The sequence below is a fragment of the Meiothermus sp. genome (assembly GCF_037443965.1).
Classification (GTDB): Bacteria; Deinococcota; Deinococci; order Deinococcales; family Thermaceae; genus Meiothermus.
Genome location: NZ_JBBINI010000017.1, coordinates 65551 through 83271 on the forward strand (window position 1 = coordinate 65551; position 17721 = coordinate 83271).

16 protein-coding genes are annotated in these 17721 nt (G+C 62.3%); 10 read left to right on the plus strand and 6 right to left on the minus strand.

Translation table 11 applies throughout. The features are described from left to right. Positions 1–11 precede the first annotated feature (11 nt). Genes WKI89_RS10500 through WKI89_RS10510 form a run of 3 tightly spaced genes read left to right on the plus strand, consistent with a single transcriptional unit; the run spans position 12 to position 4945 of the window. Positions 12–1118 carry a YncE family protein gene (locus WKI89_RS10500; protein WP_337869430.1) on the plus strand — a complete coding sequence of 369 codons (1107 nt, stop codon included), beginning with the start codon at positions 12–14 and terminating at the stop codon, positions 1116–1118. An 8-nt stretch (positions 1119–1126) separates the two neighbouring features. Beyond that, complete coding sequence (locus tag WKI89_RS10505; protein WP_337869432.1) at positions 1127–2998, plus strand: carboxypeptidase regulatory-like domain-containing protein; 1872 nt, start codon at positions 1127–1129, stop codon at positions 2996–2998. A 21-nt stretch (positions 2999–3019) separates the two neighbouring features. Then, positions 3020–4945: a tetratricopeptide repeat protein gene (locus tag WKI89_RS10510; protein WP_337869433.1), complete on the plus strand. Its 1926-nt coding sequence runs from the start codon at positions 3020–3022 to the stop codon at positions 4943–4945. A 170-nt stretch (positions 4946–5115) separates the two neighbouring features. On the opposite strand, the gene WKI89_RS10515 is transcribed toward WKI89_RS10510, so the two are convergent. The 3 genes from WKI89_RS10515 to WKI89_RS10525 form a co-directional block, all read right to left on the minus strand. Continuing rightward, positions 5116–6357, minus strand: coding sequence for a YeeE/YedE family protein (locus WKI89_RS10515; RefSeq protein WP_337869435.1), 1242 nt, complete (start codon positions 6355–6357; stop codon positions 5116–5118). 98 nt (positions 6358–6455) lie between these two features. After that, the gene (locus WKI89_RS10520) at positions 6456–6914 is read right to left on the minus strand and encodes a DUF427 domain-containing protein (RefSeq protein ID WP_337869437.1); all 459 of its coding nucleotides are present in this window, start codon (positions 6912–6914) and stop codon (positions 6456–6458) included. A gap of 6 nt (positions 6915–6920) precedes the next feature. Then, on the minus strand, positions 6921–7382 hold the full coding sequence (locus tag WKI89_RS10525; protein ID WP_337869439.1) for a hypothetical protein: 462 nt from the start codon (positions 7380–7382) through the stop codon (positions 6921–6923). Between the two features lie 145 nt (positions 7383–7527). On the opposite strand from WKI89_RS10525, the gene WKI89_RS10530 reads away from it, so the two are divergent. The 5 genes from WKI89_RS10530 (at position 7528) to WKI89_RS10550 (ending at position 12509) form a co-directional block, all read left to right on the plus strand. Then, on the plus strand, positions 7528–8820 hold the full coding sequence (locus WKI89_RS10530; protein ID WP_337869441.1) for a sensor histidine kinase: 1293 nt from the start codon (positions 7528–7530) through the stop codon (positions 8818–8820). Further along, a complete protein-coding gene (locus WKI89_RS10535) occupies positions 8817–9461 on the plus strand; it encodes a response regulator transcription factor (protein WP_337869442.1) in 645 nt (214 codons plus the stop codon). Before WKI89_RS10530 ends, WKI89_RS10535 begins: the two co-directional genes overlap by 4 nt. Before the next feature lie 323 nt (positions 9462–9784). Then, positions 9785–10291: a peroxiredoxin gene (locus WKI89_RS10540; protein WP_337869443.1), complete on the plus strand. Its 507-nt coding sequence runs from the start codon at positions 9785–9787 to the stop codon at positions 10289–10291. Between the two features lie 47 nt (positions 10292–10338). Next, on the plus strand, positions 10339–10839 hold the full coding sequence (locus WKI89_RS10545; protein ID WP_337869444.1) for a peroxiredoxin: 501 nt from the start codon (positions 10339–10341) through the stop codon (positions 10837–10839). 167 nt (positions 10840–11006) lie between these two features. Beyond that, positions 11007–12509: an NAD(P)/FAD-dependent oxidoreductase gene (locus tag WKI89_RS10550; RefSeq protein WP_337869445.1), complete on the plus strand. Its 1503-nt coding sequence runs from the start codon at positions 11007–11009 to the stop codon at positions 12507–12509. Between the two features lie 166 nt (positions 12510–12675). Here WKI89_RS10550 and WKI89_RS10555 read toward each other — a convergent pair whose 3' ends face one another. The 3 genes from WKI89_RS10555 to mreC all read right to left on the minus strand — a co-directional run bounded on the left by WKI89_RS10555 (position 12676) and on the right by mreC (position 16001). After that, complete coding sequence (locus WKI89_RS10555; RefSeq protein WP_337869446.1) at positions 12676–14433, minus strand: penicillin-binding transpeptidase domain-containing protein; 1758 nt, start codon at positions 14431–14433, stop codon at positions 12676–12678. A 125-nt stretch (positions 14434–14558) separates the two neighbouring features. Continuing rightward, on the minus strand, positions 14559–15035 hold the full coding sequence (gene mreD, locus WKI89_RS10560; RefSeq protein ID WP_337869447.1) for a rod shape-determining protein MreD: 477 nt from the start codon (positions 15033–15035) through the stop codon (positions 14559–14561). Between the two features lie 174 nt (positions 15036–15209). Further along, positions 15210–16001, minus strand: coding sequence for a rod shape-determining protein MreC (gene mreC / locus WKI89_RS10565; protein WP_337869448.1), 792 nt, complete (start codon positions 15999–16001; stop codon positions 15210–15212). A 233-nt stretch (positions 16002–16234) separates the two neighbouring features. Here mreC and WKI89_RS10570 point away from each other — a divergent pair, with 233 nt between their 5' ends. Together WKI89_RS10570 and WKI89_RS10575 are read left to right on the plus strand one after the other, a co-directional pair. Then, a complete protein-coding gene (locus tag WKI89_RS10570) occupies positions 16235–17326 on the plus strand; it encodes a phospholipase D-like domain-containing protein (protein WP_337869449.1) in 1092 nt (363 codons plus the stop codon). An 8-nt stretch (positions 17327–17334) separates the two neighbouring features. Beyond that, positions 17335–17631, plus strand: coding sequence for a Maf family protein (locus tag WKI89_RS10575; RefSeq protein ID WP_337869450.1), 297 nt, complete (start codon positions 17335–17337; stop codon positions 17629–17631). Positions 17632–17721: the final 90 nt, after the last annotated feature.

Genomic DNA, 17721 nt, shown 5'->3' on the forward strand with positions numbered 1-17721 from the left:
AAGGGGCTGTTATGCGAAAGGCAATGCTCCTTGGCTGGGTTTTACTGACAGCCTGTTCGGGGGTGCCGGCGGTCAGTCCCCACTATGTGCTGGTGAGCCAGGCCGGCTCGAGTACGTTGGCTGTGGTAGATCCTGTGCAGGGCAAAACCCTCCAGCACATCACCGTGGGGGGGTTGCCACACCGGATGGTCGTGAGCCCGGAGGGAGACAAGGTATACGTGGTGCTGGTGGGCTCGCAGGCGGTGGCCGAGGTGGATGTGCGCACGCTATCGGTTCGCCGCACCTTCCTGACCGCCCCGGTGCCCGAGCGCCGCCCCGACGGTACGGTGATCCAGGCCCACCTCGAGCAGGATGCTTTCTCCCAGACCAGTTGCTTTGCCTGCCATAACCCCGGTGGGGCCAGGCCCTTCATCGTGGGTGAACGACCGGTGGGTATCGCCTTCTCGAGCGACTTTGCCAGGCTCTTCGTCTCCCACATCCGCCAGGGCCGCCTGAGCGAGATTGACCTGGCCAGCGGGCAGGTGGTGCGGGCCGTCAACCTGCCGCCCTCGGGCAGCGCGAACGAGGCCGCCGATGTGGCGCGGGTGAACGCCCGGCTGGTGGTGGCGCTGCGCCCCCGCCAGCCCAGCACCGAGGCCAGCGCGGTGCGCTGGCTCGATGAGGACACCTGGCAAACCCTGGCCGAGGCCCCTACCGGCTCCGACCCGGCCTTTGTGTTGCCGCTGGGGGAGGGGGCTCTGGTCTCCAACTTCGAGTCCAACACCCTCAGCCTGCACGCGCCCGGCGCAAGCCCCAAAAGCTTCACCGTCACGCCGGGGCCGCTGGGGATGCTGGCCGTGGGCAAGGGGAAAATCCTGTCGCTCAACTACTACTCCAACGCGGTCTCGCTGGTGGATCTGGACTCGGGTCAGGTGCAAAACTTCCGGCTCGAGCTCGCCAATAAAGTCTTTGTCAACCCCACCCACGCGGCCCTCTCGCCCGACGGCAGGCGGGTGTACATCGTGAGCAGCGGTACCGAGGGCCACCTGGTGGTCTTCGACCTGGAGCGCAAGCAAGTAACCCAGGCCATCCCGATAGATGGCCTCTCGTTCGATGTGGTGGTGGTTCGTCGGCAATAGGAGGAATTATGCGAAACAGATTATGGCTGGTGGCTCTGATGGGGCTCCTTGGGGCCTGCAACGGCGGCGACAACAGTGGGGGTAATACGGCCCCCAGCGCTCCCAACACCGTGGCGGGGCTGGTAACGGATATTGGCTCGGGGGTGCGGCTCTCGGGCGTGACGGTGCGGGTGGTGGGCAGCAGCCGCACCACCACCACCGACGCGCGGGGCGAGTTCGAGCTGCGCGGTTTACCAGCAGGCCTGGTCAAGCTCGATTTTGAGAAGACTGGCTACGCCCCCGGCCACGGCATCGCCGAGTCGGCCGACAGCGCCCAGACCGTGCTGGTGGCCCTGAAGAAAGACGGAACCGAGCAAAGCTACAACCCCACCCAGGCCCGCACCCTCTTCCAGCGCACCGAGGCCGGGCCCTATGCGGTCATCTTCCAGCCCAACAGCCTCGAGACCACCGATACCAACCTGCGGGTGGTGGTCACGCCGCTCGACCCCACCAAGGAAGACGCAGCCCTGCCCGGCGATCTGGTGGCCGGAGGGGCCAGCCCCACGCCGCTGGCTCCGGTGACCTTTGCCGAGTTCAGCATCCTCGACTCACAAAACCGCCGCATCAACCTCAAGCCGGGCTCGAGCGCCATCGTCGAGTTGCCCATCCCCCCGGAGCTGCGCAGCCAGTATAAGATTGGCGACAAGATTCACTGCTACGCCTACAACCCCCAGACCGGGCGCTGGGAAGACTTTGTGGAGGGCACCGTAGAGCGCTCGAGCGTAGACGGCACCACCCCGGTGCTCCGGGCCAGCATCCGCCACTTTTCCTGGTACGGCGGGGCCCCAACGGTGCAGGAACAGGAGTGTGTGGATATAGAGGTGCGTGGGCGAGATGGGCCACTGGACGGAGCGGTGGTCACGGCACGTCCAGGTCTTCGGGCAGTTACCAACCGGCTGGGGCAGGCCAGCATCACAATACAGAAGGGGGTGCCGGTCAACTTCGTGGCGACCAAGACCTACACCGATACCTTTGTGGACTCGAGGGGAAATCTAATCCCCAAGCCGGGCGCAAAGGTGATTGATATTGGCAAGGTCTACGAGGACGACCTGATCGGCCTGGACGGCCAAAACTACAGCCGCAGGCCAGGGCCCTGCCCTGCCGCATCCAGCCAGTCGGTAAGGGCCGCAGCCACCAACCCGCTCCCCATCCCCGTGGCCCCGGCCCCCGAGGGCTTTTTCGAGGCTTCTGCTTTATTGCAGCCCGGAGGGGCGGTCTTCGTACTGCTCGAGAAAGGTATCCCCAACGCCGACGGCGACCTGGAGGACGCCGAACCAGCTTCCGGCGCCCAGATCACCCTCAGCGACAGTTTGGGCAACACTGTAACCCTTAGCGAGCTGGCACCGGGCACGGGCAACTATATTGCCAGCAACTTCAACATCGTAGCTGGCAGGCGCTATACCCTGAGCATTGATGCCGACGGTAACGGCAGCATAGACGGCAGCGGCTCGGCCTTTGCGCTGGGCAATGTGAACTGGAGCAACCTGGCCGATGGGGGCAGCTACAGCGCTGCCAGCCTGACGGCCACCTGGAACGACAGCGCCGCCAGCCAGCCTGGCTATAGTGCGCTGTATCAGGTGATCTTCCAGCGCCAGGGCGGTTCGGGGGTTTCCGACTTTGCCTTTTACCTTGGCTCCGAACTCAGCTTTGCGCCCCGCGCCCAGACCGACCCGCCCACGCCGCTTGCGCCGGGCACCTATACGGTCATGCTCAACGCTTTTAGCGGCGCCTTTAATGGGGGTAATCTGGACATCACCGACAACATTACCGGCATCGGGATGCAGGGGCAGATCTTCAGCCTTCAAGCTATCAACCCGATCACCATAACCTTATCCCCCTAGTCAAAACCGAGAGGAGGCTAGATGAGAATTCCGGTTCTATTTTTCTGGCTGCTGGCTGCCCTGGCCCTGGCCCAGCCCCCGCGCATGGCCGCGTTGAGCGATTTGCAGATCAACATTGGCGCACAGTGTCCCAAGCCCGATTCGCTGGGCACCAGTTTCTCGGCCCTGACCAACCCCGACCGCGATGTAGAGACCCGCGGCGGCCAGGCAGCTTTGGGACAAAACATAATGGCGGGGCTCGATGAGAGCATCAGGGAGCTGGAGGAGGAACTGCGCGACCTCGAGGCCGACGACCCCAGCCGCCCGATGCTGCAACAGCAGTTGCGGATGCTCCAGGCCCAGCGACAGCAGCTACAACGTGTGGCCCCGCCGAGCTCTGGAACCCAGCCTGTGCCCACCCAGGCTGCTGCCCTGGCCAATCTGAAACGCGCCCTGAACGCAGCCTCGGGGCCGGGTAGTGTGCGGCTGATGGAAACCCAGCCGGAGTACCGCGAGGCGGGCAACGCCAGCCGCACCGCGGCGCTGGCGGCGGTGATGGGCAAACCGCAACTGGCCCTGGGGTTGCTGCTGCGGGCCCAGGCCTTGGAGCCACGCAACCCCGCGCATCTGGTGAACCTGGCGGGCCTCGCCAACTACTACGGCCTCTTTGCCGAGGCCCTGGCCCTTATTACCGCTGCCGAGCGCCTGAGCCCGCCCGCTGCCCTGCGCCCGCTGCTGCTCAATAACAAAGGCCACGCCCTGATGCGCCTGCGGCGGCTGCCCGAGGCCGAGGCCGCCCTGCGCGCGGCGGCCCAGGCCGACCCTAACCTGCAAGAGGCCCGTGTCAACCTTGCCTACACCCTGGGTGCGCAGAACAAGTGCGCCGAGGCCGAGGTGTGGGCACGTCGAGCCTGGTGGCGGCACAGCCTGCCTAGGGCCGAAAACCTCGAAACCCGCCCTCTCGCAGAGGCTTTTTCCATCGTCCCCACCGTACCTGCTTTGCCCAGCCTGGACTTCGTTCCCCCCGGCCAGACCAAAGGGGCGCGGGAGGCGCTCGTAGCCCTGTATCAAGAGATCGTGAACCGCCGGCCCAAGCTGGAAGATTTTCAGGCCGCCCTGGCGGCACAGGGCCGTCGCCGGGTTGAGATCGCCTCGGAGCGGCGGGTGGGGGCCATCAAGGCCAAGTTCGTGGAATTCCTGGCCGATGCACTGGTTTCCGCCGCCCGGTTGAACGGCCTTAACGACTATGCCGCGGCCCTCGAGGCTGCCCAGGCCACCCTCGACCGCACAGTTTCCGAACTCGGTACCCGTTTTGGTGCTAACCTCGGTTGTGCCAGCGCCACTGCCTGGCGCGAGGCAGCCCTGCCCGCCTTCCAGGCTGCCGATCGCGCCCTTCGCGCCCTCTACGCCGAGGCCTGGCGCGCCAGCGCCACCCTCGCCACCCGCTTCTCCGAGCCGACCTACCGCGCTGTTGCCCTGTTGCGGCTGCGAATCGTCTACTACCAGGCTGCCGAGCAGGTTTACATGAACGGTTTACGTTACGTGACGAACCTCGAGCTTGTTCAAGGCCTCGAGAACTGCGGCGGGGGAAGCGCGAACGTCATCGGCAGCCTCGCCACCCCACAGTTGCCCGCCGCCTGCACGCCCGCCGCCGCGCCTGCGACGTCCGCCAAGGGCTGGCGCCTGGCGCTTTACTGCGACCGCACCGATTTCAATTTTGCCAACCCACCGTGGATGGACCGTTACCAAATCCTGCGCGATAGCCTCTCGCCGGTGGTCTTCTCGCAGCTCGACGCCCGCCTGGCCGTCTTTGTCCCAGGCGGTTTCGTGTGCCTCGATGCGGAGGGGGCGCTCATGGATGCCGGCCTCCTGGTTCCAAGTGGAAACCGCAACTGGAGCTTTGTGTGGAACGCGAGTAGTGGGAGCGTGGGGTTTGCCAGCAGCGAACCGCAGTTTGGGGTGAAGTAGTGATACCTTTTTCGCTTGAATCCTTTACCGTTGGACGCAGCTAGAGATGAAGGATTCAAGCCGACCGAAGGGAGCAGAAAAGCATTTCGGTAGTATCGTTTAGCCTTGCCAAAGTTAACGATACTGCCGAAATGCGCGTGAAGACGTTTTGGGTACGCCCGTAAACGCCCCTAGCAGACCGAGTCGGTGGGCCTGGGGTTGGAGAGCCCAAACCAGGGGCGTAGCCTCAGCCCGGCGCCTGTGCCCAGCAAGGCCATGACCAGCCAGACCCAGCCGTGCAGGCTGAAGGAGGCCACCCCGCCGATGTAGGCCCCGATATTGCAGCCGTAGGCCAGCCGGGCTCCATAGCCCATCAAGAGCCCGCCCAGCACGGCTGCCAGCAGGGCTTTCCAGCCCAAGCGGGGGTTTTTGCCGAATACCCCGGCGGCAGCGGCGCTGAGCAGCGCGCCCAGCAGGATGCCCAGGTTGGTCAGGGCGGTGGGGTGGCTCAGGGGGGAGCGCCCCAGGGGCGACTCACCGTTCCAGAAGCCCCAGAAAGCCGGCTGGGCCAGACCCAGGGCCTCCACGGCCTGCGAACCCCACAGGGTCAGGCCGTAGGTAACGCCCCAGGGCCGCCCACTTGCGTAGAGCACTGCTGCGTTGAGCACGGCCAGCACTAAAGCAGCGACCCACAGCGGCCAGGTGCCGCGCAACACTCGAGCCCAGCCCTTTGGGCCTCGAGGCTGAAAAAGCGGTGGGGGCTGCCGTTTGCGGATGACCCACTTGGCCAGCAGGGCCAGCCCCCCCACCAGCGCCAGGGTAAGGGCCAGGGCCCCCCATAGGCCCAGGCGCTCGGCCAGCGAGATGGGCGGTAAGGTGCCTGCAGCCCCCGGCCCGGTTGTCCAGAACTCGAGGTTCCAGGCCCCCAGCACCGAGCCCCCCACAAAACTCACCAGGGCCACCAGGCCCAGCAGACTGCCGCCCCCCGTCGTGTATAGCGTACCCGAGGCGCAGCCCCCGGCCAGTTGCATCCCCACCCCAAACAAAAAGGCCCCCAGCAGCAGGCCAGGCCCGATGGGGGCCAGGTAGCCGCTCAAGGGCTGGCCGCCCAATCCCTGCCCCAGGGCAAACAGAATGGCAAACAGGGTCGCGGTTACGCCCAGCAGCAGCATATGGGCCTGCAAAGCCCGCCCTTGTCCTACACTCAAAAGCTGACGGAAGGTCGAGCTAAAGCCAAACCGGGCGTGAAAGAGGCTAAAGCCCAACCCCAGCCCCAGCAGCAGCAAAAGGCCCTGGGCTGGGGGCAGTTGCACGTACAACCAACCCGCTCCCAGCAGCGCCAGCCCAAGCAGCCCGTACTGGGGCCGGGTGGCCTGTTGAGGCGAAGCCGAAGCAGCAGGCCTGGATGGCGAACCCTTACGCAGTAGCGACATCTATCCTCCCCCTTGGCCGGTATTGCACCAGCCCGTGGAGGCCAGGTTATCAAAGATGACAAAACTTGTAAACTATAGGCGGCTCAAGGGTGGTCGGGCTACCATCCCTGGCTCTCCGGCCCGCCTTTGAACGGCCCCACGAGGTCCTGGGTTATCCAGCCCCCATAAAAGCGGCCCGGTTGGGGCTGGGCCTTTTCGCCATCCACAAAGCCCTCGAGGGGTTCCAGATAAAAAGCCAGATAACCCTTGATGGCTGCAAAACCGGGGGTGGGGTCTTCGTAGCTCCAGGCCACGTTGGGCAGCACGGTGTCGCCTGCTTTAAGCGTCCAGTAGCTGGCCTGGCCCTTGAACTCACAGTAGGTTCGGCGGGGGGTGGCTTCCAGCAGGTCCATGCGAATGTCCGCGGGTGGGATGTAGTAGACCGGCGGGTGGCTGGTTTCCAGTACGCGGTAGGCAAGGGTGGTGTCAGCGATCACCAGCTCACCAAGCTTTACCTGGACGCGCTTTGCGGTGGGCTCGCAGCGCGGTGGGCGGGGGTAGTCCCAAACCGATTCCATAAGTCCTCAGGGCTGCTTCCTGTGCAGAGCCTCGAGGAAGGCCCAGAGGGTACTTTCCATATCCTCGATGGCTTTTTTACTGCCCATCACCAAAAGCGGCACAGGGTTGCCGTCGTACAGGTACAGCACCCGGATGGGAAAGAGCAGATAACTCAAAAAGGCAATCGCTGCGAGGGCCAGGGCGCCGTACTCCAACAGCGCAGGGGCGATTTTTAGGAGCTGGGGGATGTTGAGCCAGCCCAGCGAGCGCAGCCCCAGGCTCGCAAGCCCCACGAAAAGGCCCACAAAAGCCACCGCCAGCAACCAGTCGCGCATCTGGTAGGAGAGCTCGAGCCGAGTCAGCAGCGGAAGGTTAATGCGAACCGAGACCGCGCCATTTCTGAAGCACAGCCAGCCGGTCTCGATGGTGGCTTCGCGAAAGCGCGAACCGCTGGCCGAGTAGCGGTGGGGCAGGGTGATTTTTTGCATGCAACCTCCAGACAATCAATGCTCTTGGGAAGAGCAAGGCGATCAGGACAGGCTCATTTTGTCATGGGAAAAGGGGTTTTGCGTAGGGTGGACAAATGGGTATTCCCGCGCAAACCCTGGGGGCTGGCTGGGCTACAATTTCTTTATGGTCGGGTGGTTCCGGCGCTATTTTGCAGGTCGCCCCGTTGCACAGGTGGTGGTGGTACTCACCGCGCTCAACCTGTTCACGGTGCTGGCTTTTACCCTGCTGGTGCCGGCCAGGCCGCTCGAGGTGCCCACCCTGCTGCCCTGGCAAGACCCAGCCCAGACAGCCTGGCGGCTGGGGGCGGCCCTGGCCTTGCTGGGGGTGGTGGTCTGGGCGGTACGGCCTGGACGGCGTAGGGCCTGGGAATTCGCGCTTCTAATCCTGATTGGGATTGCGGTGGTGGCCTGGCTCAGCCAGAACTACCTGCCTTTTTTGGCGCTGGGCCTGGTGCCGGTGGTGGCCCGCTACTGGTTGCCGCTGTGGGTGGTGCTGTTGATTGTGCTGGGCTTGGGTGGCTTGTCGGTTTGGTGGGCCCAGCAGGAGCCACTCCAGATCACCTTCGAAATTTTGTTGAGCCAGGGGCCGCAGGGAACCACATCCTGGAGTGCACTCCCAACGCCTGCCAAGTATCCTAACCTGAGCCTAGCCTTTTTTATCTTCATCGCATTTTTATACTCGGGTTATGCCCTGTTTACCCTCGAGCTCCTGGTACGGGAGACCCGGGCGCGGGAGGAGCTCGAGCGCACCCGCCGCGAGCTCGAGCAAACCTCCCGCCAGGCCGGGGTTTTGGAGGAGCGCCAGCGTCTGGCCCGCGAGATACACGACACCCTGGCCCAGGGGTTTGCCAGCATTGTGGTGCAGCTCGAGGCTGCCGAGATGGCCTCGGAAAACGAGACTTCCGCCGCGCGCTACCTCGAGCAGGCCCGTACCTCGGCGCGCGAAGGCTTGTCGGAAGCCCGCCGGATGGTCTGGGCCCTGCGCCCGGAGATCCTCGAGAACACCTCCCTGCCCGAAGCCCTGCAACGCTTGCTCCAGCGCTGGCAGCAAGAGAGCGGCATCAGCGCTCAGTTCGCCCTGACCGGCGACCCCCGCCCGCTGCACCCGGAGCTCGAGGTGGGCCTCTTGCGCATCGCCCAGGAGGCCCTGGCCAATGCGCGTAAGCATTCCAAGGCCCGTCACGCAACCCTGACCCTTTCTTATTTGGAAGATGTGGTGTTGATGGATGTACAAGACGATGGGGTGGGCTTGCAACCGCCCAGCTCGGGCAGTTTTGGCCTGCGCTCGATGCGCGAGCGGGTGGAAGCACTGGGGGGCCAGATGGCGGTGGAAAGTGAGGCCGGGCAGGGTACAACCCTGGCCTTCAGCCTCCCCCTTTTTGGAACGCTGGATAGACCAAAGGCGGAAATTTTATGAACCAAGTCACGACGATTCGAATTCTCTTGGTGGACGATCACCCCGTGGTACGGGCGGGGCTCTCGGGCTTGCTCTCTTCTCAACCCGATTTCGAAGTGGTAGGCGAAGCCTCTAATGGTTTGGAGGCGCTGGGCTTACTGGACAGGCTCAGACCGGATGTGGTGCTGATGGATTTGCGCATGCCCCAGATGGACGGGGTGAGTGCCATTCGGCAGATTCGTGCCAAATCTTCCAAATTTCAGGTGTTGGTACTCACCACCTACGACACCGACTCCGAAATTGTTCGAGCCGTGGAGGCCGGAGCTACGGGTTACCTACTCAAGGATGTGCCCCGTGAGGAACTCTTCCGGGCCGTGCGACTATGTGCCAGGGGCGAAACTGTACTGTCTCCCCCCATTGCTGCCCGGCTGCTGGGCCGAATGCGTGGCCCCGCCGAAGAAAACCTCTCCATGCGCGAGTTGGAAGTGCTTTCGTTAGTAGCCAAGGGCTTTTCCAACAAAGAGATTGCGCGCCAGCTCAAAATCAGCGAAGCTACGGTCAAAACCCATTTGTTGCACGCCTTTGGCAAGCTGGGCGTGGACGATCGCACCGCCGCCGTAACGGTAGCGCTGGAAAGAGGCATTCTTCGACTTGAAAGTTGAGTTAATACCTACTCTGCCCATGAGGGGGCGCGTCCGAGGATCTCTTCTATTGCCATCTGGGTCGGTTATAGACAGAACTAGCATCAGTTGAGATTCGCAAGCAGCTTGCGTCGGGGGATTCCTTGCGGTGGGCCAATGCCAGCACAACAACTTAGAGCACTCTTCAGAATTATTGAGCCACATACCAGCTCGATAGCTGTGTCTTGACAGCATAGCGGCCTCCTGGATAGGAGGCAACGTCTGCGAAAGCTGCGATATGTTACTGAATAAACAATTTATTCCATGCCACAAGCACATCTTGGCAGAAGGCCCAAACTAAACATATGCGGCTTGTTGAAGGTGAAACAGCTCCACTCCTAAAGCTCGAGGATTCCTACGGAAAAACCATAGACCTCGCTCAACTCGTCCAGCAAGGGCGCTACATCGTGTTATGGTTTTACCCCAAGGCCAGCTCCCCCGGTTGCACCGCCCAGGCCAAGCGCTACGCCGACTTTTACGACGAGTTCAGGCGACTGGGGGCCGAAGTGTTTGGGGTGAGTGCCGATCCGGCCGCTGCTCAGTGCAGTTTTATAGACCAGGTGGCCCTCAAAGGGGCCATGATTCCCGATCGGTCTGGGGCGGTAGGGCGTGCCTTCGGGGTGGGGGGCTGGCTGGGCTTTGGCCTTCTACTGGGCATGTACAACCGTGATACCATCCTGATCAACCCCGAGGGCAAGATTGAAAAAATCTGGCGCAACGTCAACCCCTTTCAAGATGCCCAGATTGTGCTGGAATACCTGAAATCGAAAGTGGGAACCTCCCAAATCCAACCTGAACCTAACCCAACTTGAAGTCTGGCCCACAACAACCTTGGCCCTGTCCGGGCACACTCTAGTACATGAAACGCCTCTGGTGGATGCTTCTTGCGTTTGCGCTGCCGGTGTTGGCGCTGGCCCCAGGTGACCCAGTAGCCTTACCTAAAGTGCAGGACTCCTACGGCAAACCTATAGACCTAGCAGCCACAGCTAGGGAAGGGAAATACTTGCTGTTTTGGTTCTATCCCAGGGCCAGCTCGCCGGGGTGTACGGCGCAGGGCAAGCGCTATGCCGAGCTTTACGAGGAGTTCAAAAAGCTGGGCGTCGAAATTTTCGGTGTCAGTGCCGACCCCGCCGCCGACCAGTGCACCTTCATCGAGCAAATGGCCCTCAAAGGGGCCATGCTGCCCGACAAAGATGGCACCCTGGCCCGGCTGTTCAAGGTAGGTGGGGTTTTTGGCTTCTACAACCGCGATACCATTCTGGTGAACCCCCGAGGCCGCATCGAGCGGGTCTGGCGCAACGTGAACGCCTTCCGCGACCCTGATACTGTGCTGGCCTACGTGCGCGAAATCAAGCGATAGGCGCCTATTTGCTCTGACAGGGCGCTGTGTTGGGCTGGGCCTGGCCCAAACCGGACTGCTGGGGGGCTTTGCTGTTTTGTAGCGGGGCTTTCCCAATCGAGAAACCACCTCGAGACTGTAGCCACCCCGTAAGTCCCGCGTGGCGGGGAGGCGCAGAATAAAGTTCGATGAAAGTTGTGGTCATCGGCGCGGGGGTGGGTGGGCTCACCACCGCTGCTTTACTGGCCCAGGTGGGCCTCGAGGTCACCGTACTGGAACACCACACCTACCCCGGCGGTTCGGCGGGAACCTTCTGGCACCAGGGCTTTCGCTTCGACGCCGGGGCGACCTTGCTGGCAGGTTTCGACGAGGAAGGGGTTTTTACCCGCCTCGAGCGGCAACTGGGGGTGGCTTTTCCGGTACACCGGCTGCCGCCGGGCGAGGCCCTGATGGAGGTCTGGTTGCCCGATGGCCGGGTAGTACCCCGTCCGGTGGGCCGAACCCCCGAACTCGAGGCCCAGCGGGCGGCTTTTGGCAGGCCAGTGCAGAGGTTCTGGCAATGGCAGGAAAAGCGCGCCCTGGCTCTGTGGAAGGTGGCCCAGGGTTTGCCGTTTCCGCCCGCCGACGGGCTGGAATTTCTGAGCCTGGTTCAGAAAGGGCTCCCCTGGGCGCTAAACAACCTGATGGATCTGCCGGGCATTTTGGCAGACTTGGTACGGCCTACCCTGGCCCATGCACCCAACCATGCGGCCTTCCGGCGCTTCCTCGACGCCCAGCTCTTAATCGCCTCCCAGACCGATGCTGCCGATACGTATGCGCTCTTTGGTGCGGCAGCCCTCGACCTGCCCCACCGTGGCCCCGTGGTTCCCCTGGGGGGCATGGGCGCGGTTGCGGAGATCCTGGCGGAGGCGGTGCGAAAGCACGGTGGGCGGGTGCTTTACCGCCACCGCGCAGAAACGCTGCGAGTAGAGCACGGTCGGGTCAGGGCGGTGGAGGTGGTGATGGGCGGACGTCGGCGTGGGGAGCGCGAGGTAATCCCCGCCGATATCTTCGTTGCCAACCTGACCCCAGGTAATCTGGCCGCGCTTCTTCCCAGCTCCAGGCCCCTACCGGCCCCTGCCGATGGTTGGGGGGCTTTCATGCTGCACGCCGTAGTACCCGCAGCGGTAGTGCCCAGGGGGGCCCTCTACCGCCAGTGGGCCGGCGAGGGCGACTGGACTTTTGTCAGTCTGGCCGATCCGAGCGATACCCTGCGTGGCCCATCTGGAATGCGGGTGCTATCTGCCTCGGTGCACACCCCGCTGGCGGAGTGGCGAGGTCTGGATAAGGAAGCCTACCGGGCCAAGAAGCAGGCCTGGCAGGCCAGGGTAGAGCACCAGCTCGAGCGAATAATTCCGGGCTTTCGTGAATCGGCCCGGCTCATTCTGGGGGCGACCCCCAGAACCTACCAGTTCTACACCCGGCGGCAAGACGGCTGGGTAGGGGGCTATCCCCAGGTGCATCCGCTCCGCACGCCCAGCCCTAAAACGCCCTTTCCCAACCTGTGGCGGGTGGGAGAGACCATTTTCCCAGGGCAGTCGGTGCCGGCGGTGGCCATGGGCGGCGAGCGGGTAGCGGCGTTGATACTGGGCCGTTTGGGCGTCAAACCGTTTCCGCTTGAATCCTTCACCGTTGGACGCAGTCATAGGTGAAGGATTCAAGCCGACCGAAGGGAGTAGAAAAGCATTTCGAGAGTATCGTTTAGGCTTTCAACAGTGAACGATACTGCCGAAATGCGTATCAAACCGCATGGGGTCCAGCCCGATACTCCAGAAGTTGACCCCAAGCTGCAAGGTCTTGGCTCATAGCCATAGATACCTAGTTTGAGGCGAAATCCTGCCCCACCTTCCAGTACGCTGCCATCACTTTACGCGCCGCAGGCAACGCCACTCCGCTGCCTTCCCCGCCGTTTTCGAAGAAGGCCACCACCACCAGGGGGGGGCGGGGATCGGCGGGGTCTACCGGGCCATAGCCCATGTACCAGGCGTGCTCGAGGCCGGGGGTCATGGTCTCGTTTTGGGCGGTTCCAGTCTTGCCGGCGGTGGTTACCGGGAAATTGCCCAGCACATGTTTGGCCGTGCCCCAGGTCACGGTCAGGCGGAGGCCGTCTTTCAGCTCCTTCCAGTGCTTGCCCGCAACCGAGGTACTGGGCCGCTGGATGGGCACATTGCCAATCCGCCGAACCAGGTGCAACTCGGGCTGCTGGCCGTTTTGCGCGATGGTAGCCAGCATGCGGGCTATCTGAACCGGCGTGGCCTTGTTGTAGCCCTGCCCGATGGCAATCGAAAGCGTCTCGCCCGGCCACCAGCGGGGGTCGCGGGGGATGTTCTGGCGCTTCCACTGCAAGGTGGGCACAATGCCGCTTTGCTCGCCGATCTCCAGCCCGGTGGGGCGGCCCACCCCCAGCTCCAGGGCACGCTTGTGCAGCTTGTCCACAATCCCGATGGGGTCGAGCATCGAGACCTGGTAGTACCAGGTGTTGCAGCTCTGGGCGATGGCTTCCTCGACGGTCATCATGCCCATGTCGTAGCGGGCCCAGTTGCGCCGGATACCTCCAAAAACAATGTAGGGGCTACAGCGAAAAGCTGTGTCGGTGGTGACATAGCCGCTTTCCAGGGCCATGCTCGAGGTGGCCAACTTGTAGGTCGAGCCAGGGGGATAGGCGTTGATCGCACGGTTTAGGGTGGGACGGTCTTTGTCGGCGAACAGCTCGCGGATTTTGTCGTTGGCACGCGGTCTACGGCCAAACAGGTTGGGATCGAAGGCTGGAGCGGTGGCCATGGCCAGCACCTCGCCGTTGCGGGGGTCGAGGGCTACGATGGCACCCTTGGCTCTGCTAGCTAGGGGTAGCCGGTTGCGGGTGCGAATTCGATTGATGTCCTCGACCCCTTCGCGCAGGGCCTGTTCGGCCGCCCGCTGTAGCTCTAGGTCGAGGGTCAGGTACACGTCGGTTCCGGCCTGGGGTTCTCTGAGCTCCTCAAAGCGCACCCGCTGGCCCCGGGCGTTCACCTCGGCCAGCACCACCCCCTTGATGCCCTTGAGCTGGGCCTCCAGGGCGGCCTCAAGGCCCGAGGCTCCCACCAACTCCTCGGGGTCGTAGCCTTCCTTAAGCAGTTCTGGGCTGGGGAGGGCAGTGTAGCCGATGACCGGCCCTGCAATGGGGTTGGGATAAACGCGTTCGATACGCTCCAAAAGCTTCAGGTTGGGTTCTCCGGCGGTTAGTTCGGCGAGGGTAGGAATCAGTGTTTCAGGTATATTCACCATCAACTCCACCGGCTCCCGCTCTACCCGGGGCAGTTCCTTCAGCCCAGCTATAGACAGAATACGCTCCTTGAAATGGACTTCCCCACCCGAATAAATCAAATCCACCGCCAAGCGGTTGGTAGCAATCACCTGCCCGTTGCGATCCAAAATGCGCCCCCTGGGGGCCAACGAGGTTTCGGTGCGCAGGTAGTTGCCCTGGCTGCGGGTGGCATACTGTTCGTACTGCACTACCTGCAACTGCCATAGCCGCCCCACAAACAGCAGTAGCAGTAGATAAAAAAAACCTAGCAAGATCCAGATACGGCTGTTCATGACATCACTCCGGATGGAGTACCAACAGATGTTGCCGGGGTGGAATCGCCCCTGTGAATGTTTGAGAATTGCGTGGCGTGCATTATTTATCGCCTCGAGACTCTATGTATACGCAACAGACATTCCTATTTGCTGCGAATCGCATAACGCTGCTGGTAAAGCTGAATAACAATCGGGGCGATGAGAAGCGTCAACAGCATCTCCGGTAGGATAACCGACCACAGGGTGAGAGGGTTGAAGTTGCCCAGCCGTAGCCAGAAGGCCACCAGCAGGATACCCACCCACTTGGCTACAAAACTGCCTCCCAGAATAACTGCTTGCCCCGCCAACTCGTTCCAGTGCACCAGCCGTGAAAGACGATAGTAGGCATAGGCGGCAAACAGCAATCCCACAGCATGCAAACCCGGATACCCTGCCGACAGTAGGTCTTGCAGCAGTCCCAGGGTAAAAGCCAGCGGCAAGCCCACATACGGTGACACCGAAGCCACCAACAGTAAGGTAGCTAAGTAGATCAGATCAGGCGGTACAAAACTATCCCCCAGCAACCCGGAAACAAAGCCCTGGAGGAGAAAAGCTAAAATTATGATCAGAATGATCCGCATAGTCAGGAAAGAGTTGATTCAATCAACACATAGATAACCATAGATGGTAGTATAGCCGGGCCCAAGTGACCTCGAGCGGGCCAATTTTCTTTGTGCGGGGGCAATCGTTCGGCAGCCACCAGTGACGCATGGTAGCCGATAGCCCTTTGGTACGCAGTTCTGTATTGTTTGTACTCATAATGGCTTAAGCACCTGCACTTCCTCCAGCAGCGAGAGCTGCACTGCGGGTCGCACCATCAGAATCTTTTTCAGTGCCCCGGGTGAGAGAGGCAGTACCTGCTCGACGGTTCCCACCGTGATACCGGCCGGATAGAGCCCTTGCAAGGCCCCAGATACCACTTTGTCGCCAGGCTTAACACTGGCTTCGGGGGCAATCTCCACCCGCAGCATACGGGGCGGCGCACCATAAGCAATGCCGCGCCCTGGCGCACTGGCGAGCCGTACCCCTACCCTCGACTCGGGGTCGAGGACGGTACGAACCACGGCATTGTTTGCCGTGACCTCGGTGATCACCCCCACCAGTCCGTTGGCGGTGGTGACGGGCATTCCAACCCGCAGGCCCTGGGCCGCACCGGCCCCTAAATAGAGCCGGCGGTAGAGCCCTGAGGGGTCGTCATCAATCACCGGCGCGACCGCTACTACGCCCACGCCCTGCACGGCCTGCACCCGCAAGGTGGCTTGGAGCTTGCGGTTTTCCAGGGTCAGGCGCTGGTTTTCTTGCCGGAGTTGTTGCAACTCGGCCTGCATTCGGCGCTGTTCGGCCCGCAGGTCGCGGCGGTCAAAGATGGCGGCCAGGCTGGCCTTAGCGTTCTGGCCCAAGCGGAAGGAGAAGCCAAACAAAGGTGCGGTGCGGGCGGCGAACTCGCCCGGCAGGGTAGGGGCCGATTGCCGGGTGATGGTTGCCAACAGAACCCCCAGCAACAACAAACCCACCAGCAAAGCTCTACGAATAACGGTATCGCTCACGATTTACCGCCAGTCGAAGGGTGCAAATTGTAACTTTTGTTTTCCCAAGAAAGCATCCAAAAACCCAACTCCCAAACAAGAGTCTAGCGCAACTACTAACCCTTGGCCCCTAACCGAAGCCCGCTGTACTGTATAGAACACCAGTATGTAGCCCAGATTAGCGTTTGCCCCTGTGGCAGGCCCGCAGCGCAAACCAACCTATCGCAGCCTGCGTTGTAAAGTAAACACCTGCAATGCGCCGCCGTTCGATTTTGAATGTGCTCCGACCACGCCGACGAAGCCGTGACCGTATCTGGCTTTTCCTGCTGTTGTTGGGGGTGGTAGGGTATTTCGTCTGGGACACCTACTTTCGCCCGGTTCCACCCTCGTACAAAACAGCCGGGGGCCTCGAGCTTTACTTCGCACCCCAGCAAGGCCGCGAGGCCAAAAACCGCCTGATTGGCCTGATGGATGGGGCCCAGCGCCGCATCGAGGTGGCTACGCTGGAGCTAGAAGACCGCGAGATTGGGCAGGCCCTGCTTCGCGCGGCTGCTCGGGGTGTGCAGGTACGGATGTTCAACGATTCGGACTACCGCCGCGAGACTCGAGAAAGCCTGGGTGTGCGCAGCAGCAGTCAGGCCCGTTGCGAGACCCTAGAGCGGGTACAGGTCTGCTACGACAGCCGCAATAACGCGCTGATGCACCACAAGTTTGTGCTGATTGACGATCGAGGGGTCTGGACGGGCAGCACCAACCTGACCTGGAACGCCTTCCAGCGCAACAACGAGAATAGCCTGTGGCTGCCGGTGCTGGGCTTAGTGCAGGTCTACCGGGCCGAGTTCAATGCCATCTTCGCCGGTCAGGAAAGTGGGCTGGGACGGTCTGAGCGCTTCCAGATTGGCGCTACCGAAGGTACCGTGTACTTCAGCCCCGCGGGAGGCCGCGAGGGCCGGGGGGCCATCCTCGACCTGATCAAGCGGGCCAACCGGGAAATTTGGATTGCCGCGTTCGTACTGACCGATGTGCGCATGGTGGAGGCCCTGACTAAAGCCCACCAGCGCGGGGTTCGGGTACGGGTGGTGATAGATGCGCGGAACCTGGAAAACTCTCTGGATGAGGTGCTAAGCAAGGCGGGGGTGGACGTGCGCAAGGATGGCAACCCCTACACCATGCACCACAAAGTAATCGTGGTGGACGGGGAGTGGGTGGTCACGGGCAGTTACAACTTCACCAACTCCGGCTTTGGGCGTAACAATGAAAATCTGCTTATCTTGCGCGACAGCACCTTGGCCCTGCGCTACCAGCGGGAGGTGGAGGCGGTTTGGCGTGTGGGAACCAGGCAGTAGGATGTAATATGACCCACCTTCCCACCCTTATCCTGGCTTCCCAAAGCCCCCGCCGGGCCGAGCTGTTGCAGCGGCTCGCGTTGCCCTACCGAACCCGCCCGGCCAACATTGACGAGGAGGCCCTGAGCCATCTGGTCCCCGGCCAGATGGCAGGGGCCCTGGCAGCCCAGAAAGCCCAGGCGGTCTGGCAACCAGGCCAGTGGGTGCTGGCCGCCGATACTGTGGTGGCCATGGGCTCCGAAACCCTGGGCAAACCGCAAAACAAATCCCTTCGTGTGCTACTTGACCTACCCCAGGGGATGTAAAAAAGAGGGGGTGCTATGGAAACCCACAGAGAGCACCCCCTGTACTATCTTGACGCAGAAACCCTCCTGGTGGCTACCTACGTCTGGGTG